Genomic DNA, 17,878 nt, shown 5'->3' with positions numbered 1-17,878 from the left:
AGCGAACAGATTATTGGCTTACAAATGGTTTAGAAACTTTTTTAATGATGAAGTATATTGATGAGTATTATCCAAATATTACTGTTTTGGGTAAATACGCTAAATACTGGCCTATTAAAACATATAATTTATCAAAACTAAAGCAAAATGATAAATACTCTTTTGTATATCAATTTAGTGCACGTAAATTTTATGACCAACCATTAAATACTCCTTCTGACTCTCTTTCTAATTTTAACCAAAAGGTTGTTAGCGAATACAAATCTGGGTTAGGATTGCTCTATCTTCAAGATTATATCGGAGGTGATACTTTGACTCAGTCTTTAAAAGAATTCTACGCTAAAAATCAATTAAAAGAAACAAACAGTAATCAATTCAAAGAGTTACTTCAAAAAAACACTTCAAAAAATTTAGAATGGTTTTTTAATGATTATTTAAAGACTAGTAAAAAAATAGATTACAAGATTTCTAAAATAAAAACAACGAGAGGAAAAGACTCTTTACTTGTTACTATAAAAAACAAAAGAAATATACCTTCTCCAATAGCTTTATACGGTATCCAAAAAAAGAAGGTTATATTTAAAAAATGGGTTACAGGAACCGATTCTATAAAAAAAATTAAAATTAAAAAAGGAGGTTTTGATAAACTTGCTTTAAATTACGAAAACATTTACCCGGAATATAATTCCCTCGATAATTTCAGAAATGTTAACAATACACTTATCAATAAACCAATAGATTTTCAGTTTTTTACAGATGTTGAAAACCCTTATTACAATCAATTATTTTATTATCCCGATTTTAAATATAATTTATATGACGGTGTAATTTTAGGAGTAAACATCAATAATCAAGCTGTGATAAGCCATAATTTCGAATTTAGCCTAACGCCCAATTTCAGTACAAAAAGCAATAATTTTTCAGGATCCTACGGTTTTTCTTACAATCATTTTTTTAAGAAAACTAAAATTTATAAAATTCGTTATGGTTTTAGCGGAAGTAGTTTTCACTATGCACCAGAGTTATATTACACTACGTTTGCTCCTTCTGTTAGCATTCAGTTTAGGAGAAATACATTACGCGAAAACGGATTAAAACTTTTTATTGCCAGGTTAATTAGCGTTAATAAACAAGTGGAATTAGGCAAAACCAAAGAGGCCAGTGATAAATATAATGTTCTTAACTTAAGGTATATCAACTCTAATTTTAATGCAATTAAAAGAACTCAATATGCTATTAATGCGGAATTAAACTCTAGTTTTAGTAAAATAACAACCGATTTTCGTTATCGTAAGTTTTTCTCGGCGGACAAAAGTTTTGATGTTCGTTTTTTTGGAGGATTTTTTTTACATAACAAATCTGAAGGAGATTATTTTAGTTTCGGATTAAATCGTGGTTCTGATTATTTATTTGAACAAAACTTATTTGGGCGTTCTGAAAACGAAGGAATTTTTAGTCAGCAATTTGTAATTGACCAAGCTGGTTTTAAATCAAAATATAGTAAACCTCAATTTTCGAATCAATTAATAACATCAATAAACACAAGTGTTAGTGTATATAAATGGGCAGAATTTTATAATGATGTTGCAATGCTTAAAAATAGAGATACCTCACCTAACTTTTTTTACGAGAACGGAATACGTTTAAATTTTATCCCTAATATTTTTGAATTTTACTTTCCTATTTACACTAACGAAGGTTTTGAGGTTACACAAGAAGCATATCCTACAAAGATTAGATTTGTAATCACCACAAGTATTGACAGAATTTATAATTTCCTTAGAAGAGGTTTATTATAGATACTTCAACAAAACTTCTTTTTTTTGATTTTTTTGAAGAATATTCAGTAATAGTTGAAATTTTTAAATTTCAACTAAAAAAACTATCTTTGTAAGCACACCAAAACCAGAAGATAATGAAGCAAAAGACCGAAATAGCTAACACTCAACAACTTTCTTTTAAAGATTTTAAAAATGAAGTTTTAAACGACTATCGAATTGCACGCTTAAGTAGAGAATGTAGTTTATTAGGACGTAGAGAAGTTTTAACAGGTAAAGCAAAATTCGGAATTTTTGGTGACGGTAAAGAAGTACCACAATTAGCGATGGCTAAAGCTTTTCAGAATGGAGATTTTAGATCTGGTTATTACCGTGATCAAACTTTTATGATGGCAATTAACCAATTAACTCCTCAACAATTTTTTGCTGGATTATATGGTCATACAAATATAGATGCCGAGCCAATGTCTGCTGGTCGCCAAATGGGAGGACATTTTGCTACACATTCTTTAGATGAAAACGGAGATTGGAAAAACTTAACTGCTCAGAAAAATTCTTCTGCAGATATTTCTCCAACCGCAGGTCAAATGCCACGTTTATTAGGTTTAGCACAAGCTTCTAAAATTTACCGTAATGTAGATGGTTTAGAAAGTTTTACTGACTTTTCTAATAAAGGTAATGAGGTTGCTTGGGGTACAATTGGTAACGCAAGTACTTCTGAAGGTTTATTCTTCGAAACTATTAATGCTGCTGGTGTGTTGCAAGTACCAATGGTAATGAATGTTTGGGATGATGAATACGGAATCTCAGTACACGCAAAACATCAAACGACAAAAGAAAGTATTTCTGAAATTTTAAAAGGATTTCAAAAAGAAAACGATACAAACGGTTACGAAATTTTTGTTGTAAACGGATGGGATTATGTACAATTAATTGATGTTTATAACAAAGCTTCAAAAATTGCAAGAGAACAACATATACCTGTTTTAATTCATGTAAAAGAATTAACACAACCACAAGGACACTCTACTTCTGGTTCTCACGAAAGGTATAAATCTGCAGAGCGTTTACAGTGGGAACAAGAATTTGATTGTCTTGCTCAGATGCGTAAATGGATTTTAGAATTCGAATTACAAAATGAAGACGGAACTACTTTAAAATTTATTGATTCTGAAGAGGATTTAATAAAAATAGATAAAGAAACTAAAAAAGAAGTTAGCAAAGCAAAACGTGATGCTTGGAGTGCTTACACAAATGAAATAAAAGAAGAAGTTGCTGCTGCTGTTGATTTGCTAGAAAAAGTAGCTCAAAAAAGTAACAATGCTTCATTTATCAATAAATATAAAAATGATTTATCGGCGATTACTGAACCTATCAGAAAAGATATTTTGGTTGCTGGCCGTAAAACATTACGTTACTTAAAGGATGAAGATTTTGCAGAAAAAACAACACTTCAAAACTTTATTAAAGCATCTATAGATAATGCTGCTGTAAAATTTTCTGCTCACCTATTAAGTGAAACAGCATTAGCTACAGAAAAAATTACTGCTGAAACACCAACATATGCTGCTGAGAAAAACTTAGTAGATGCACGTGTTATTATGCGTGATAATTTTGATGCTATCTTTAATAAATACCCAGAAGCTTTAATTTTCGGAGAAGATGCTGGATATATTGGTGATGTAAATCAAGGTTTAGAAGGTTTGCAAGAAAAATATGGCGAACTAAGAGTTTCTGATACAGGTATTCGTGAAGCTACAATTTTAGGGCAAGGTATTGGAATGGCAATGCGTGGTTTACGTCCAATTGCTGAAATTCAGTATTTAGATTACCTTTTATACGCTTTACAAATTATGAGCGACGACTTGGCAACACTTCGTTACCGTACTTTTGGCAAACAAAAAGCACCGCTAATTATTCGTACTCGTGGTCACCGACTAGAAGGTATTTGGCATTCTGGTTCGCCAATGGGTGGAATTATAAATAATATTCGCGGAATTCATGTTTTGGTTCCAAGAAACATGACCAAAGCTGCCGGGTTCTATAACACTTTATTAGAAGGTGATGATCCTGCTTTAGTAGTAGAATGTTTAAACGGATACCGTTTAAAAGAAGAATTACCTACCAATTTAGGAGAATTTAAAACACCAATTGGTGTTGTTGAAACAATAAAAGAAGGAACAGATATTACTGTAATGTCTTACGGTTCTACGCTTAGAATTGTAGAAGAAGCTGCTAAAGAATTAGCACAAGTAGGTATCGATATCGAAATTGTAGATGCACAAAGTTTATTACCTTTTGATTTAAATCACGATACAGTAAAGTCGGTTGCTAAAACAAATCGTTTATTAGTAGTTGATGAAGATGTACCAGGTGGAGCTTCTGCTTATTTATTACAAGAAATTGTAGAAAATCAAAATGGATACAAACACTTAGATAGTAAACCACAAACCTTAACTGCAAAAGCACACAGGCCTGCTTATGGTACAGACGGAGATTACTTCTCTAAACCATCTGCTGAAGATATTTTTGAGAAAGTATACGAGATTATGAATGAAGCAAATCCTGCTAAATTTAAAAGCTTGTACTAAGCATAATATTACAATAATCATTAAAAATCCCAAACGTAAATGTTTGGGATTTTTTTTTAACAAAACAATAAGTTTAAAAGTTCTACCTTTTTGGTATTTTAGTAAATTTTATATTAAAAACTCAACACAAACAATGAAAAAACTACTAATATTATCTTTATTATTAGCATTTGTTTTTCCTTCAGAAATAAATGCGCAAAGACGAAAATCAAAGAATAAAAAAGAAACTTCAACCGAGAAATCTAAACCTAAAAATAAGACAAAAAAATACTCTGATTTTGTAAAAAAAGACACAAAATCTGACGAAGGTTTATTTAAAGTTCATGAAAACGAAGGAGAATACTTTTATGAAATTCCGAAAAGTTTATTTGGAAAAGAAATGCTTTTAGTAAGTCGAATTAAAGAATTGCCTTCAAATTTTGGAGGAGGTTATATAAATGCTGGTTCAAAAACAAACGAGCAAGTTGTCGTTTGGGAGCAATTTAAAAAGAAAATCCTCCTAAAAATAAAATCTTATAATGCCATTGCAAACGATTCTTTACCAATTTACAAATCGGTAAAATCAAACAATTTAGAACCTATTTTATATGCGTTTGATATCAAAACAGAAAGCAAAGATTCTTCTGCTGTTTTAATTAACGTTACTAAATTTTTCTCTTCAGATGTTAAAGCAATTAGCGGAATAGGAAGTAGATCAAGAACCCAATACAAAGTAAAAAAATTGGATAGCAAAAGAAGCTTTATCAATACCATAAAAAGTTATCCTAAAAATATTGAAGTTATACAAGATTTTACTTTTGATGCAAGTAAACCACCTTCAAACAGAAATGCAGGTACCATTAGTATCAGAATGAATCAGTCAATGATTTTACTACCAGAAAAACCTATGACACCGCGTTTATTTGACAAACGTGTTGGGTATTTTACTGTTGGAACAGTAGATTATAATTCAGAAAAATTAAAAGCAGATAGCAAAAGGTATATTAGCCGCTGGAGGTTAGAACCAAAAGATAAAGAAGCTTACGCAAGAGGAGAATTGGTTGAACCTATTAAACCGATTGTTTACTATTTAGATCCGGCAACGCCAAAAAAATTACGCAAGTATATAAAACAAGGTGTAGATGATTGGGCTGGAGTTTTTGAAACTGCTGGATTTAAAAATGCTATTATGGCGAAGATGCCACCGAGCAAGGAAGAAGACCCAGAATTTAGCATGGAAGACATTAGATATTCTTCAATAAGATATGTGGCAAGTACTACAAGAAATGCCGTTGGGCCAAGTGTTTCTGATCCTCGTTCTGGTGAAATTATTGAAAGTGATATTATTTGGTATCACAATCATTTACGTTCATACAGAAACAGGTATTTATTAGAAACTGGTGCTGCAAATCCTTCTGCTAGAACCTTAGATACTCCTGATGAAGAAATTGGAGAAATGATGAGAATGGTTATTGCTCATGAAATCGGACACGCATTAGGTTTACCTCATAATATGGCCGCAAGTTATGCATACCCAACAGAATCTTTACGAGATGGTGATTTTACTCAAAAAAACGGAATCGCAGCAACTATTATGGATTATGCTCGTTATAATTATGTAGCACAACCTGAAGATAAAAACATTCGTTTTATTCGTCAGTTAGGACCTTATGACCATTACTCTATTAATTGGGGATACCGTATAATTCCTACTGCTACGACTCCTAAAGACGAAGTAAAAACTTTAGATAAATGGATTGATGAAAAAGCAGGTGATCCTATTTATAAATTTGGGTATCAACGTAGAGGTGGATTTGATCCTGCTTCCCAAACAGAAGGTATTGGAAACGATTTAATAAAAGCAAGTTCTTACGGAATTAAAAATCTAAAAATCGTTGCTAAAAATTTACCTGAATGGACCTCTGACCAAACCAATGATTATGCCGATTTAAATGAATTATACGGAGAATTATTAAGCGTTTGGAATCGTTATATAAACCATGTAGTTGGTAATATTGGTGGTGTTTTTGAAGATAACAAAAAACCTAATCAACAAGGTAATGTGTATTCGGTATTAGCAAAAAGCAAACAAAAAGAATCGTTAAATTGGTTATTAAAAAACACCTTCACCACACCAAATTGGTTATTAGATAAAAATATTTTAGCAAACATTAATCACACGGGCTATGTTGAAAGAATAGGGCGTTTACAAAATCGTCATTTAAGTAGTTTATTGAGTGAATCCCGCTTACAAAGAATGACTAATTCGGAAGTTACTAGTGATGATTTTTATGCTGCAGCAGATATGGTTAAAGATCTTAGAAAAGGTGTTTTTTCTGAAGCTAATTCAACTAAAAACGTAACTGTTTATAGAAGAAATTTACAAAAGAATTTTATTGACAGACTAGGTCTTTTACTGAATAGTAAGAGCGCTAAAAACTCTGATATTTCTTCAATTTCTCGCGGTGAGTTAACTTCTTTAAAGTATTTAACAAACAATGCTAGTAAAAGAGCTGTAAATAGTATTACAAAATACCATTACAAAGACTGTATCGCAAAGATTGATGCAATTTTAAACCCTAAAAAATAATAGTATCTCGAGTAATCTTTAACTATCGACTCCGCTCGATATAACATTATTACTTTCTTAACAAACTAGTACCTATTGCGCATTGTAAACAGCGTTTCTTTGCGCAATAGTTGTTTTTAAGCTCTAATAAAGCCTGACTTTCAAAAGCATTTTTAGCTGTAATATTTAAATCTGAAAACTTAGTTATTATTGAGTTTCTCTCTGGCTTTATTTGTTGCATCAATTTAAAAAAACCTTCACTATTTACTTCTCCTCTAATTTGTTCGTTCACAAACTTTAACGGCAAAACAGTGTTTACCAACAATAAATCTATAAATGATTTTGTGAGTTTTTTTGCTGATTTTTTTGATTCGGTTTCAAACGTATAATGTGTCTTCCAAAAATCAGCTATTGCTACTGAAAACAAATCATAAAAATCTTCTAGTTTATTTAACTCCATCAATTTAGAAAACAAATTTTGATATTTAAAAAACAACGCTACTAACTGTGCTATTCGAATAGTAGGAAAATTTGTTGGTCGCATTCTAAAAAATTGAAATAAACTATTAGAAATTGGCAGTAACTTATATTTATGCTTTAAATATGCATATTCGTTTTTTAATTGAATAAAATACGAATCCTCTACTTCACTCTCTAAAAATCCTGCTTGTCCGAATAATAAAGCTGACAATTGGAATTCATTAAAACGGACTTTTTTTAAAATTGAAAACTCAAACGATTGCGCTAACTGTAAAAAAGCTTCTCCATTAATTTTCAATCCAAAATTTTTAGCTAATAATTGAAATAAAACACTCTCGAAATCATTATTTGATTTCACTAATAACTCTTTTATTAATACCGCCTTGTTTTCTAATCGCTCAAAATACAATCGCTCTAACCAATTACTCATCAAAAAAGAATCTACTTCATTAATTTCTTGCTCACACGGAATCCAACGAAGTTGTTTAGAAAATAACGATTGATAATTATTAAGTACGTTTTTATCAATTAAACCATGCAACTCAAGAGTTGGTAATGGCTTATTATTTTTCATAAAAACAGCTGAATCATGTTGCCAAACTACATGTAAAATTACGGCATCATAGTTTTTATCTTCTTCGTGTTTGTGTAAATACCAATCAGATGAGTTGATGTGAATTTCAACATTCCCAATCCATAATTGATTATTTATTTTAAGATGCGCATTTAAAAAGTCTGGTCCAGTATTTAAATTATGAGTCCCGGATTTAATTATTTGAATCGTTTCGTTAGCTACAGATTTTAAGCTGCTCGAAGGAAACAACTTATTTTGCCATAAAAAATGTAGAAAATCTTCTTTCATAATCCGGAGTTAGCAATTATTTTTTGACCATTAAGATATAAAAATATTACTAAACCACTTTTTATCAGCAATTTAAACACTTCAACAAAAGCATTAATCATAGAAAAACAACTCATTCAACTTTAACCTTTTCGAGTAAAACAAAATGAAAGATTAAATTTATTGGCTCATCAATTTTTATAATAATCAAATAGTTGTTTTTATTAAAAGCTATTGTAATTTTGTAATCTAAATAAATTAGAATGAACAGTATAGAAAATTTAAAATGGCGTTATGCTGTTAAAAAATTCGACGAAAATAAATCACTTTCAGAAGTACAAATAAACATTTTAAAAGAAGCTTTTAATTTAACAGCTACTTCATACGGATTGCAACCAATTAAAATGGTCGTTATTAAAAATAAAGAAATTCAAGAGCAACTAGTTGTTCATTCTTGGAATCAGCCACAAGTATTACAAGCGTCACATGTATTGGTTTTATGTATTCCAAAAGAATACACTACTAAAGATATTGATTCTTATTTTTCATTGGTAAAAAACATCAGAAATACTCCTGATAAAATTTTAAATCCGTTTAAAGAAATGTTGAGTTCTTCAATAGCTAGCAAAAAGCAAGAAGAATTAACTATTTGGAACAAAAACCAAGCATATATAGCCTTGGGTAATTTAATGACTGTTGCAGCAAACGAGCAAATAGACTCTTGCCCAATGGAAGGTTTTATTCCTGAAAAATATGATGAGATTTTAGGTTTAGACAAACATAATTTAACATCTGTTTTAGTATTGCCTGTTGGTTTTAGAGCGGAAGACGATTATATGAAAGATCTAAAAAAGGTTCGTAAAAATATAGAAGACGTAATTATAGAAATGTAATCTTAAAATAAATGAACGGAATTGAAAGATTTCAATTCCGTTCATTTAAAATTTATTAAACCCTTTGCATTTAATTTACAATTACAATTTAGTACATTCGTAATTCATAATTAAACCGTATGCAACCACTACACATAATACTCCTTATTCTTGCCTATTTTGGGGTACTAATTCTTATTTCTTACATCACTGGTAAATCGGCAAACAATAATACTTTTTTTAAAGCAGATAATTCTTCTCCTTGGTATTTAGTTGCCTTTGGTATGATTGGCGCTTCTTTATCGGGTGTAACTTTTATTTCTGTTCCTGGTTGGATTGAAGGACAACAAATGAGCTATATGCAAATGGTATTGGGTTATGTTGTTGGTTATGCTGTTATTGGTTTGATATTACTCCCGTTATATTACCGACTAAACCTTACTTCTATCTACACCTATTTAGAAGATCGTTTTGGTAGATATTCCTATAAAACCGGAGCTTCTTTTTTCTTATTATCAAGAACTGTAGGTGCTGCTTTTCGATTATTTTTAGTAGCCAATGTATTGCAATTAATTTTGTTTGATGCATACGGAATTCCATTTTGGGTAACCGTAACCATTACTATTTTATTAATTTGGTTATACACTTTTAAAGGAGGAATAAAAACGATTGTTTGGACGGATACCTTACAAACTTTATTTATGCTAATCGCCGTAGGAGTTTGTATTGTTACCATTAAAGATGAAATGCAAATAGAAAGCTTAGCTTCTTATATATCAGACAACAAATTATCTAAAATGTTCTTTTTTGAGGATTGGAAATCTGGAAATTATTTTTGGAATCGCTTCTTCTCAGGTGCATTTATAGCTATTGTAATGACAGGTTTAGATCAGGACATGATGCAAAAAAACTTAACATGTCGTAACTTAAAAGATGCACAAAAAAATATGTTTTGGTTTACGCTTGTGTTAGTAATTGTAAACTTTTTCTTTTTAGCATTGGGTGTTTTATTAACCGATTATGCTACTACAAACGAAATTAACGCACACAAAGATCAATTATTCCCAACGATTGCCATGAGTGGCGAGTTAGGCTTAGCAACTTCTTTATTCTTTTTACTAGGATTAATAGCTGCCGCTTATTCAAGTGCCGATAGCGCATTAACTTCTTTAACAACTTCTTTTAGTATTGATATTTTAGAAATTGATAAAAAAGAAAAAAATCAAGAAAGAACACGAAAAAAAATACATATCTTATTCTCAATCATATTAATTGCAACAATTTTAGTTTTTAAATATTTTATTGCTGATGCCAGCGTGATTGCTAAAATATTTCAGTTTGCAGGTTATACTTATGGGCCATTATTAGGTTTATATGCCTTCGGATTATTTACCAAGCTAAATGTAAAAGACAAGTTAGTTCCTGCTATTTGCATTGCATCGCCAATACTTACTTATTTGATAAGTATTTTTAGCAAGTCGCAATTAAATTTCGACTTCGGATTCTTTGTATTAGTATTAAACGGATTTATTACTTTCTTCGGATTGTTAGCTATAAAAAAATCTAAAAATGCCTAAAAAAGGAAAAGCAAAAAACACTGTTAATAAAGCCAAACATACGCGCTTAATGAAACAGAAAGAGAGCAAGGTAAAACTCGAAAAACAACGAAATAAAGAGCGTTTAAAAGCCCTTGTAAAAAAGATGAATGAACAAAAAGAAACGGAATAGCTTTATTTGTTTCAAGCAATACTTCAACAAAAAAATCCCGAGCTTTAAAACTCGGGATTTTTAGTATATAAATCTTAAAACTATTTATCAATTGATCCTAAAACACGTTTCATAAAATTATTTAACGCTTCTTTTTTAGGGGTACCATCTTTAATCATTTTATCAACTTCAATAGCACCATACATATTAGATATCAACTCACCAATAACATCTAATTCCTCATCTTTTAATGAAGGAACTTCTGTTAAAGCTTCTAATGTTTCAATCGTTTCTAGTATATAATCCTGATCGTTTTCTTCAATAAATGAAGTTAAGTGTTTTATAACTGGTAATTTCATAACTTTTTTCTGTTTTTTTCAGGTCTAGCAAAGTTGAGACCTTATTATTATAGTATCGCCACTTTGCGCTAGCTGATAGAAATTATATTACTTCGTTAACTAAATCTTTTAACACATCAAACTTATTGGTTTGTGCTTGGTTTACAAACTTACCATCTACAAAAGTGGCAAAGGTTGGTAAATTACTTACATCTGCCAATTGCCTGCTTTCAGGAAATTTTTCTGCATCAACAATTATAAAAACCATTGCTTCATTTTCAGAAGCTAATTTCTTAAATTTTGGTTTCATAATACGACAATTACCACACCAAGTTGCCGAAAACTGTACCGCTACTTTTTTATTGTTTGCTACTAAATTTGCTAAATTATCTTGACTTAATTCTTGTACCATAGTTTTATTTTATTAGAAAGGAGTTCGTGTATTTCATCCCCCAATTAGTACACGAACGTGCTCCTTTCTTAGTATTATTAGTTTGCTGCTAAATACTCAGCTGTTCCTTTTGCGTTTGGCTTCATTGCTGTTTTACCTTCTTCCCAGTTTGCAGGACATACTTCTCCATTTTTCTGAACGTGAGCATAAGCATCAATTAAACGTAAAAATTCATTTACATTACGACCTACTGGCATGTGGTTAATTCCTTCATGAAAAACAGTTCCTTCTTCATCAATTAAATAAGTAGCTCTATATGTTACATTATCTCCAACAACTTGTACTGTTTGAGTTGCTTCATCAAAAACCTCATCAGAAATATCTAAAATCCCTAAGATTGATGATAAATTACGATTACTATCTGCTAAAATTGGGTATGTAACACCTTCAATTCCTCCGTTATCTTTTGGTTGATTTAACCATGCAAAGTGAACTTCTGGAGTATCACAAGAGGCACCAATTACAATTGTATTTCTTTTTTCAAATTCTCCTAATGCAGCCTGAAAAGCATGTAACTCGGTAGGACAAACAAAAGTAAAGTCTTTTGGATACCAGAATAACAATACTTTTTTCTTGTTATTTACTGCTTCTTCTAAAACATTTATTTTGAACGTATCTCCCATTTCGTTCATTGCATCTACATTTAAATCTGGAAATTTTTTACCTACTGCTGTTGCCATTTTTATATTTTTTTATTGATTATTATTCATTTTAACGAGTACAAATATACCAAGCAAAACAAGTAGAACAGAAAAAAATTGATGCTAATTTTTTATATTTATATCAATTTTACTTATACCTAATAGCTGTAATTATTACTTTATACTATTTCAAGTTTTTAGCTTATCTTTTAAATATATACGCTAAAAGAGTTAATTATAGTTTTATATACGTTAATTTAACTGTAGTTTTTCTATTATTTTTGATGCAACTTAATTATACCTATGAACAATTTAAAAAACAAAACAATTCCTAAAGAAATTTTAACCAAGGTTACAAAAGCACTTTCGTACTTTCCTTCTTTAGAAAACATACCTATTACTTTTAAATTTAAAAAGGACATTAAAAAATCGACTATGCAAGCGCAACCTGAGTTTTTAACCGTTTTATTTGGAAAAAAACCAAGGCATTATGTTATTTTCATCAGCGAAAAATTTAAAATCTCAGGTACCGAATTAAGAACAAGAGATATTCCTTATGATGTGTTTGTTGGTTGGATTGGTCATGAACTTGGGCATATTATGGATTATGAAGAAATGAGTAATTCTCAATTAATATGGTTTGGTTTTAAATATATCCTTCTCGAAAAACACATTATTAACGCCGAAAGAAAAGCGGATCATTTTGCTGTTCAGCAAGGAATGGAAGATTATATTATGAAAACTAAAAACTTCATTTTAAATCATGCCGATATAACACAAACATATAAAAACAGAATGAAGCGTTATTATTTATCTCCAGAAGAAATTATGCAACTAGTTAACGATCGTGATAATGTTACTTTAAAACCTTAAGCTTTTAAAGCTTCTTTTACAAAGGCTTCCCACTCTGTAAATTTCTCACTTCCCATAACTCTCTCCATTTTTACTTGACCTCCTTTTTTCTTATTTCTCTCGCTCCAACTATGAAAAATAGCAGCAGGTATTATATTCACTTTTACCCCTTCTAAAGCTTTACTTCTCGCTACTTTGTAATTTTTATTTGCTTCTTTTAAAAATGTGTCTAATTTTTCAGCAACTAGCGATTCATCTTCTTTTAAATCTGTTCCGATATACCAAGTATGATAAAACTCATCATCTTTATGTCGTTTTGCACAAATAGTATATTCTGTTATTTGTGTATTAAACTGCTCTTCTAAATGCTTCATTCCTGCATCCATTTTATTAACAGATAATTGCGACCCAACCGTGTTTAAGAAAAACTTAGTTCGACCTGTAATTTTAATTTCTGCTCTTTCAACATCCGTGAATTCAATTGTATCACCTATAAGATATCTCCACAAACCACTTACCGTACTTATTATTAAAACATAATCTTGATTTAATTCTACATCTTTTAAGCCAACAGAAGGTGCGTCATCTTTTAACGATCCGTCCGAGAGTATATACTCGGGTTTAAAAGGAACAAATTCAAAATAAATACCTTCATTTGTATTTAACTGCATTGCGTCTGTTTCTGGTCTTACTTGTGTTGCAATATATCCTTCGGATGCTAAATAGGTATCTATCACCGTAACTTCTTTTCCTAATAAAGCTTTAAAACTTTTTTCATATGGGCCGAACGCCACACCTCCTGAAGTATAGACTTGAAGGTTTGGCCATATTTCGTGAATATTAGTTAGGTTGTGATATGCTATTACTTTTTGCAACATTAATTCTATCCAAGAAGGAATGCCGCTTAAAGCACCAATATCCCATTTTTCTGCATCTTCAGCAATTTTTTGTACACGTGTATCCCAGTCACCAATTTTAGCAATATCTTCACCTGGCTTATAATAACTTTTGAACCAAAACGGAATATTACTTGCAGTTATACCGCTTATTTCACCTTCTTCTTTGTCATCTTTTCGTTGATTTAAATCGGTAGAACTACCCAACATCATAATTTCTTTCTCAAAAAAATCAGAAGGCAAATCGAAGTTTTTAAGAGCCAACACTTGTTTAATTCCAGATTGTCTTATAGCTTCTAACATTTCGTTAGTAACAGGTATTCTTTTACTTTCTGATCCTGTTGTACCTGAACTTAACGCAAAATAATCTGGACTATTAGGCCATGTTACATTTTCTTGTCCTTCATGTAACTTAAACCACCACTCTTTATTCATTGTGTCATAATCAAAATAAGGAACTTCTTTAGCAAACGGAACTGCTAATTGTGGTGTTTTTAAGATCTCTTCAAATTTATATTGCTTACCAAACTGTGTATTTTTAGCTGTAGTTAATAAGTCATTTAAAACCTTTTCTTGATTTTCTATATGATTATCACTCTTTACTAATACGTTTGCCATATCAATAATTCCTTTTATAATACCTCCTAAAACTGCCATAAACCTTAATTTTTATCAAAAATAAGCAAGAAAAAGCATTAAACAGCATAAAAATAGCTATTGAGTTAACATTAATATTTTTTGAGTCAAGCCTTGCTTCTCTTCTCAATTACCTTTGTAGCATAAATAATTATTAACCTAAAAATAAGATAAACATGAGTGATGATAAAAATATTTTTGGAGTATTAGTAGGAATGGCAGTTGGTGCCGGAATTGGGGTGTTATTTGCACCAGATAAAGGAAGTAAAACAAGACAAAAAATAGCAGATGGCGCTGTTTCTGCAAAAGAAACTATTGTTACAGAAGCTACACACCTTAAAGACGAAGTTGCTACAAGAGCTGAAGCTTTAAAAAACAATGTTTCTGATACTTTAAGTACAAAAAGTCATACGTTAGAAGAAAAATTAGACACCATTATTACGGACGCTAGTTACAAGGCTGAAGATGTAATCTCTAACTTAGAATTGCGTCTTAAAACATTAAAGGCTAAGAATAAAAAATTACAAACTAAATAATGTCTGTTTTTAAATCTTTACACACAAATTCAGAAAGAGCGATCGAAAAAGGCGAGGATTTTATTAAAAATTCTGAAAAATACTATAAGTTAAAAGTTTTTCAGGTTTTAACCTCTTCTCTTAGCATGATTTTTAATTTTGCTATTGTAGGTATTTTTATACTTATTGCCTTTATATTTTTAGCTGTTGCAATGTCATCAGTTATTGGTAAGTATTTAAACAATCCTTTTTTAGGATATATTTTAGTCGCATTACTTTTTTTTGCTTTTGGACTTATTGCATATTTAGTAAGAAACCGTATAGATAACTTTGTTATTAAAAGTTTATCTGAAAAATATTTTGATGATGAAGAAACACTATAAAAACAGTCAGGAAATAACTACCGAATTAAAAAAACTACGTCTTAAACGTGATATTTCTGTTGAAGAAATTAAACTGATAAAAGAGCAGTTAAAAGAAGATTTGTCAATTGCTAATTGGATAAGAACATTGGCAACAAATCTTGGTAAATTAGGTGCTTATAATTTTGCAAAAAATATGATGAAATAACGTGCTATATGAATACAGGAATTTTATTTAACGAAAAATACCTAGAAAATGTTTTAAAACATCTTCTAGGTATTTATATTTAATCGTAATTTTACGATCCCTATTTACTTGCAAATAATTTTATATCATTTTCTGACACTTCTTTCTCTCCAAGAATAATTAAACGTTCTACTACATTACGCAACTCTCTAATATTACCTGTCCAATCATATTCTTGCAACAATTTAATGGCACTTTTCGAAAAGCCTTTCTTTGGCATTCCTTGTTCTGTTGATATTTTCTCTGAAAAGAAATCTACCAATAACGGAATATCATTTCTTCGATCATTTAATGCTGGTACTTTTATTAAAATTACCGCTAGTCGATGGTATAAATCTTCTCTAAATCTTCCTTCTGCAATTTCCTCTTTTAAATCTTTATTGGTCGCTGCTACAATACGCACATTTACCTTTATATCTTTATCAGAGCCTACACGCTGAATCTTATTTTCTTGCAAAGCACGCAATACTTTTGCTTGCGCCGATAAACTCATATCACCAATTTCATCTAAGAAAATAGTTCCTCCATTTGCGGCTTCAAACTTACCTGCTCTATCTTTATTTGCTCCTGTAAAAGATCCTTTTACATGACCAAACAGCTCACTTTCTATTAATTCAGACGGAATCGCAGCACAATTCACCTCAATCATTGACCCTTTTACTCTGTCTGATTTTTCGTGTAACCAATGTGCCACCAATTCTTTTCCGGTTCCGTTCGGACCAGTAATTAAAACGCGTGCATCGGTAGCTGCTACTTTTTCAATAATTTCTTTAATGTGAATAATCGCATCACTCTCACCAATCATTTCGTAATTCTTGCTTACTTTCTTTTTTAACCGCTTGTTTTCTACAACCAATTCTTTTTTATCTAAAGCATTACGAACCGTATTTAATAAACGATTTAAATCTGGCGGCTTAGAAATATAATCGAATGCTCCTAAACGCATCGTATTTACAGCGGTATCAAGATCTCCATGTCCAGAAATCATTACTATAGAAGTTTCTGGTTTCATTTTTTTAGCTTTTTCTAACACCTCAACACCATCCATTTTTGGCATTTTAATATCACATAAAACTAAATCATAATCATTGTTTTTAATCATTTCAAATCCTGATAATCCGTCTTCAGCTTCTTCAACCTGATACGCATCATTTTCTTCTGAAATAATTTTTTTTAACACCCTGCGGATTGCAGCTTCATCTTCTATTATTAATATTTTCGACATATATATATAATCTTTTTAATAATTTTTAAAATGCAAGAACCAAGCCACTATGCTTTCTTTTCAATAATATGAATATCTCTTTGAGGAAACGGAATTGAAATATTGTTTTCTCTAAACAATTCATCTATCTTAAATCGTAATTCGCTCTTTGGTATTTGTGCCTGAAAACTATCATTTAATGTAAAGACAAGTTTAAAATCTAAAGAACTATCTCCAAAGTTTTCAAAAAACACTACTGGCTCTGGATGACTAAAAACTTTTGGATGAGAAATTGCTGCCGATAACAATAATTTTTTAACCAACTGCACATCGCTTCCATAGGCTACACCTACTTTTACGCTTTCACGAGTTGTGGTTCCGTTTTGAGTCCAATTATACAAACTATTCGTTAAGTACTTATGATTAGGAATTACCAATACTCTATTATCAATCGTTACAGCTCTTGTAGTACGCAGTTTTATTTCTTCTACCCTACCAACTTTATCATCTAACTCTATAATATCGCCCACATGTACACTTTTATCAAGAATGATAAAAACACCAGATATAATGTCTTGAAAAAAAGTTTGCAATGCTAAACCAATACCTATTAATAATGCTGATGACGCTACTAATATTGCACTTAAATTAACACCTGCAGAAGATAAACTTATTGAAAAAACGATTAAATAAAGAAGCCAACTTGCAAAAGAAAAAATAGTATCAAACTTATTTTCATCCTCTTTTTCTAACCTATTCTTTACAAATTTTTTAAAATACTTAAGAATAAACCTTACTATTATAAAGGCTATAATTAACAATAAAATTGTTTTTACTGTTATATCTATTTCCTTGCCCCCTAAAGGCACTTTAATGTTTAAAAAACTTGTGATCTCTTTTAATATATCTTTCATTTTAA

At 30.5% G+C, this 17,878-nt stretch carries 17 protein-coding genes; 10 read left to right on the top strand and 7 right to left on the bottom strand.

Annotated features, from left to right (window positions below; genetic code table 11):
* Positions 1–44 precede the first annotated feature (44 nt).
* The 3 genes from RRF68_RS12295 to RRF68_RS12285 all read left to right on the top strand — a co-directional run bounded on the left by RRF68_RS12295 (position 45) and on the right by RRF68_RS12285 (position 6,938).
* A complete protein-coding gene (locus RRF68_RS12295; RefSeq protein WP_315944518.1) occupies positions 45–1,799 on the top strand; it encodes a hypothetical protein in 1,755 nt (584 codons plus the stop codon).
* A gap of 116 nt (positions 1,800–1,915) precedes the next feature.
* A complete protein-coding gene (locus RRF68_RS12290) occupies positions 1,916–4,369 on the top strand; it encodes a thiamine pyrophosphate-dependent enzyme (RefSeq protein ID WP_315944517.1) in 2,454 nt (817 codons plus the stop codon).
* Positions 4,370–4,502: 133 nt separating this feature from the next.
* Positions 4,503–6,938, top strand: a complete 2,436-nt coding sequence (locus tag RRF68_RS12285; RefSeq protein ID WP_315944516.1) for a zinc-dependent metalloprotease — start codon at positions 4,503–4,505, stop codon at positions 6,936–6,938.
* A gap of 49 nt (positions 6,939–6,987) precedes the next feature.
* Here RRF68_RS12285 and RRF68_RS12280 read toward each other — a convergent pair whose 3' ends face one another.
* Entirely contained in the window at positions 6,988–8,259 is a 1,272-nt protein-coding gene (locus RRF68_RS12280; protein ID WP_315944515.1) for a DUF2851 family protein, read from the bottom strand.
* A 242-nt stretch (positions 8,260–8,501) separates the two neighbouring features.
* Here RRF68_RS12280 and RRF68_RS12275 point away from each other — a divergent pair, with 242 nt between their 5' ends.
* From RRF68_RS12275 to RRF68_RS12265, 3 genes are all read left to right on the top strand, one after another.
* Positions 8,502–9,131: an NAD(P)H-dependent oxidoreductase gene (locus tag RRF68_RS12275; RefSeq protein WP_315944514.1), complete on the top strand. Its 630-nt coding sequence runs from the start codon at positions 8,502–8,504 to the stop codon at positions 9,129–9,131.
* Positions 9,132–9,250: 119 nt separating this feature from the next.
* A complete protein-coding gene (locus RRF68_RS12270; protein WP_315944513.1) occupies positions 9,251–10,687 on the top strand; it encodes a sodium:solute symporter in 1,437 nt (478 codons plus the stop codon).
* Complete coding sequence (locus RRF68_RS12265; RefSeq protein WP_218773138.1) at positions 10,680–10,838, top strand: hypothetical protein; 159 nt, start codon at positions 10,680–10,682, stop codon at positions 10,836–10,838. The genes RRF68_RS12270 and RRF68_RS12265 overlap by 8 nt, the downstream gene beginning before the upstream one ends.
* Positions 10,839–10,918: 80 nt before the next feature.
* Here RRF68_RS12265 and RRF68_RS12260 read toward each other — a convergent pair whose 3' ends face one another.
* The 3 genes from RRF68_RS12260 to RRF68_RS12250 form a co-directional block, all read right to left on the bottom strand.
* Positions 10,919–11,176 (bottom strand): DUF6952 family protein, encoded by a 258-nt coding sequence (locus RRF68_RS12260; protein WP_315944512.1) that lies wholly within the window; start codon positions 11,174–11,176, stop codon positions 10,919–10,921.
* A gap of 82 nt (positions 11,177–11,258) precedes the next feature.
* Positions 11,259–11,567, bottom strand: a complete 309-nt coding sequence (locus tag RRF68_RS12255; protein ID WP_315944511.1) for a thioredoxin family protein — start codon at positions 11,565–11,567, stop codon at positions 11,259–11,261.
* Between the two features lie 77 nt (positions 11,568–11,644).
* The gene (locus RRF68_RS12250; RefSeq protein WP_315944510.1) at positions 11,645–12,286 is read right to left on the bottom strand and encodes a peroxiredoxin; all 642 of its coding nucleotides are present in this window, start codon (positions 12,284–12,286) and stop codon (positions 11,645–11,647) included.
* 264 nt (positions 12,287–12,550) lie between these two features.
* Between RRF68_RS12250 and RRF68_RS12245 the strand changes: the two genes are divergently transcribed.
* Positions 12,551–13,120 carry a hypothetical protein gene (locus tag RRF68_RS12245; protein ID WP_275314899.1) on the top strand — a complete coding sequence of 190 codons (570 nt, stop codon included), beginning with the start codon at positions 12,551–12,553 and terminating at the stop codon, positions 13,118–13,120.
* Here the strand turns inward: RRF68_RS12245 and RRF68_RS12240 are convergent.
* Positions 13,117–14,652, bottom strand: a complete 1,536-nt coding sequence (locus RRF68_RS12240) for a GH3 auxin-responsive promoter family protein (RefSeq protein WP_315944509.1) — start codon at positions 14,650–14,652, stop codon at positions 13,117–13,119. The genes RRF68_RS12245 and RRF68_RS12240 overlap by 4 nt on opposite strands.
* Before the next feature lie 155 nt (positions 14,653–14,807).
* On the opposite strand from RRF68_RS12240, the gene RRF68_RS12235 reads away from it, so the two are divergent.
* From RRF68_RS12235 to RRF68_RS12225, 3 genes are read left to right on the top strand one after another with little or no spacing between them, the layout of a single operon-like run.
* Complete coding sequence (locus RRF68_RS12235) at positions 14,808–15,167, top strand: YtxH domain-containing protein (protein WP_218773144.1); 360 nt, start codon at positions 14,808–14,810, stop codon at positions 15,165–15,167.
* Positions 15,167–15,529: a hypothetical protein gene (locus tag RRF68_RS12230; protein ID WP_315944508.1), complete on the top strand. Its 363-nt coding sequence runs from the start codon at positions 15,167–15,169 to the stop codon at positions 15,527–15,529. Before RRF68_RS12235 ends, RRF68_RS12230 begins: the two co-directional genes overlap by 1 nt.
* Complete coding sequence (locus RRF68_RS12225) at positions 15,510–15,716, top strand: hypothetical protein (protein WP_315944507.1); 207 nt, start codon at positions 15,510–15,512, stop codon at positions 15,714–15,716. The genes RRF68_RS12230 and RRF68_RS12225 overlap by 20 nt, the downstream gene beginning before the upstream one ends.
* Before the next feature lie 100 nt (positions 15,717–15,816).
* Here RRF68_RS12225 and RRF68_RS12220 read toward each other — a convergent pair whose 3' ends face one another.
* Both RRF68_RS12220 and RRF68_RS12215 read right to left on the bottom strand, forming a co-directional pair.
* Positions 15,817–16,980, bottom strand: a complete 1,164-nt coding sequence (locus RRF68_RS12220; RefSeq protein ID WP_315944506.1) for a sigma-54 dependent transcriptional regulator — start codon at positions 16,978–16,980, stop codon at positions 15,817–15,819.
* 47 nt (positions 16,981–17,027) lie between these two features.
* Entirely contained in the window at positions 17,028–17,873 is an 846-nt protein-coding gene (locus RRF68_RS12215; protein ID WP_275314902.1) for a mechanosensitive ion channel family protein, read from the bottom strand.
* Positions 17,874–17,878 lie beyond the last annotated feature (5 nt).

The organism is Tenacibaculum sp. HL-MS23 (assembly GCF_032463465.1).
GTDB classification, from domain to species: Bacteria; Bacteroidota; Bacteroidia; order Flavobacteriales; family Flavobacteriaceae; genus Polaribacter; species Polaribacter bernardetii.
The sequence above is the reverse complement of the archived record's forward strand: the minus strand, read 5'-3'. Positions and strand labels throughout refer to the sequence as shown.

Bases quoted from the DNA above. Each gene is read 5' to 3' on its own strand.
- RRF68_RS12295 (WP_315944518.1), top strand. From the start codon at position 45: ATGATGAAGTATATTGATGAGTATTATCCAAATATTACTGTTTTGGGT.
- RRF68_RS12290 (WP_315944517.1), top strand. From the start codon at position 1,916: ATGAAGCAAAAGACCGAAATAGCTAACACTCAACAACTTTCTTTTAAA.
- RRF68_RS12285 (WP_315944516.1), top strand. From the start codon at position 4,503: ATGAAAAAACTACTAATATTATCTTTATTATTAGCATTTGTTTTTCCT.
- RRF68_RS12280 (WP_315944515.1), bottom strand. From the start codon at position 8,259: ATGAAAGAAGATTTTCTACATTTTTTATGGCAAAATAAGTTGTTTCCT.
- RRF68_RS12275 (WP_315944514.1), top strand. From the start codon at position 8,502: ATGAACAGTATAGAAAATTTAAAATGGCGTTATGCTGTTAAAAAATTC.
- RRF68_RS12270 (WP_315944513.1), top strand. From the start codon at position 9,251: ATGCAACCACTACACATAATACTCCTTATTCTTGCCTATTTTGGGGTA.
- RRF68_RS12265 (WP_218773138.1), top strand. From the start codon at position 10,680: ATGCCTAAAAAAGGAAAAGCAAAAAACACTGTTAATAAAGCCAAACAT.
- RRF68_RS12260 (WP_315944512.1), bottom strand. From the start codon at position 11,176: ATGAAATTACCAGTTATAAAACACTTAACTTCATTTATTGAAGAAAAC.
- RRF68_RS12255 (WP_315944511.1), bottom strand. From the start codon at position 11,567: ATGGTACAAGAATTAAGTCAAGATAATTTAGCAAATTTAGTAGCAAAC.
- RRF68_RS12250 (WP_315944510.1), bottom strand. From the start codon at position 12,286: ATGGCAACAGCAGTAGGTAAAAAATTTCCAGATTTAAATGTAGATGCA.
- RRF68_RS12245 (WP_275314899.1), top strand. From the start codon at position 12,551: ATGAACAATTTAAAAAACAAAACAATTCCTAAAGAAATTTTAACCAAG.
- RRF68_RS12240 (WP_315944509.1), bottom strand. From the start codon at position 14,652: ATGGCAGTTTTAGGAGGTATTATAAAAGGAATTATTGATATGGCAAAC.
- RRF68_RS12235 (WP_218773144.1), top strand. From the start codon at position 14,808: ATGAGTGATGATAAAAATATTTTTGGAGTATTAGTAGGAATGGCAGTT.
- RRF68_RS12230 (WP_315944508.1), top strand. From the start codon at position 15,167: ATGTCTGTTTTTAAATCTTTACACACAAATTCAGAAAGAGCGATCGAA.
- RRF68_RS12225 (WP_315944507.1), top strand. From the start codon at position 15,510: ATGATGAAGAAACACTATAAAAACAGTCAGGAAATAACTACCGAATTA.
- RRF68_RS12220 (WP_315944506.1), bottom strand. From the start codon at position 16,980: ATGTCGAAAATATTAATAATAGAAGATGAAGCTGCAATCCGCAGGGTG.
- RRF68_RS12215 (WP_275314902.1), bottom strand. From the start codon at position 17,873: ATGAAAGATATATTAAAAGAGATCACAAGTTTTTTAAACATTAAAGTG.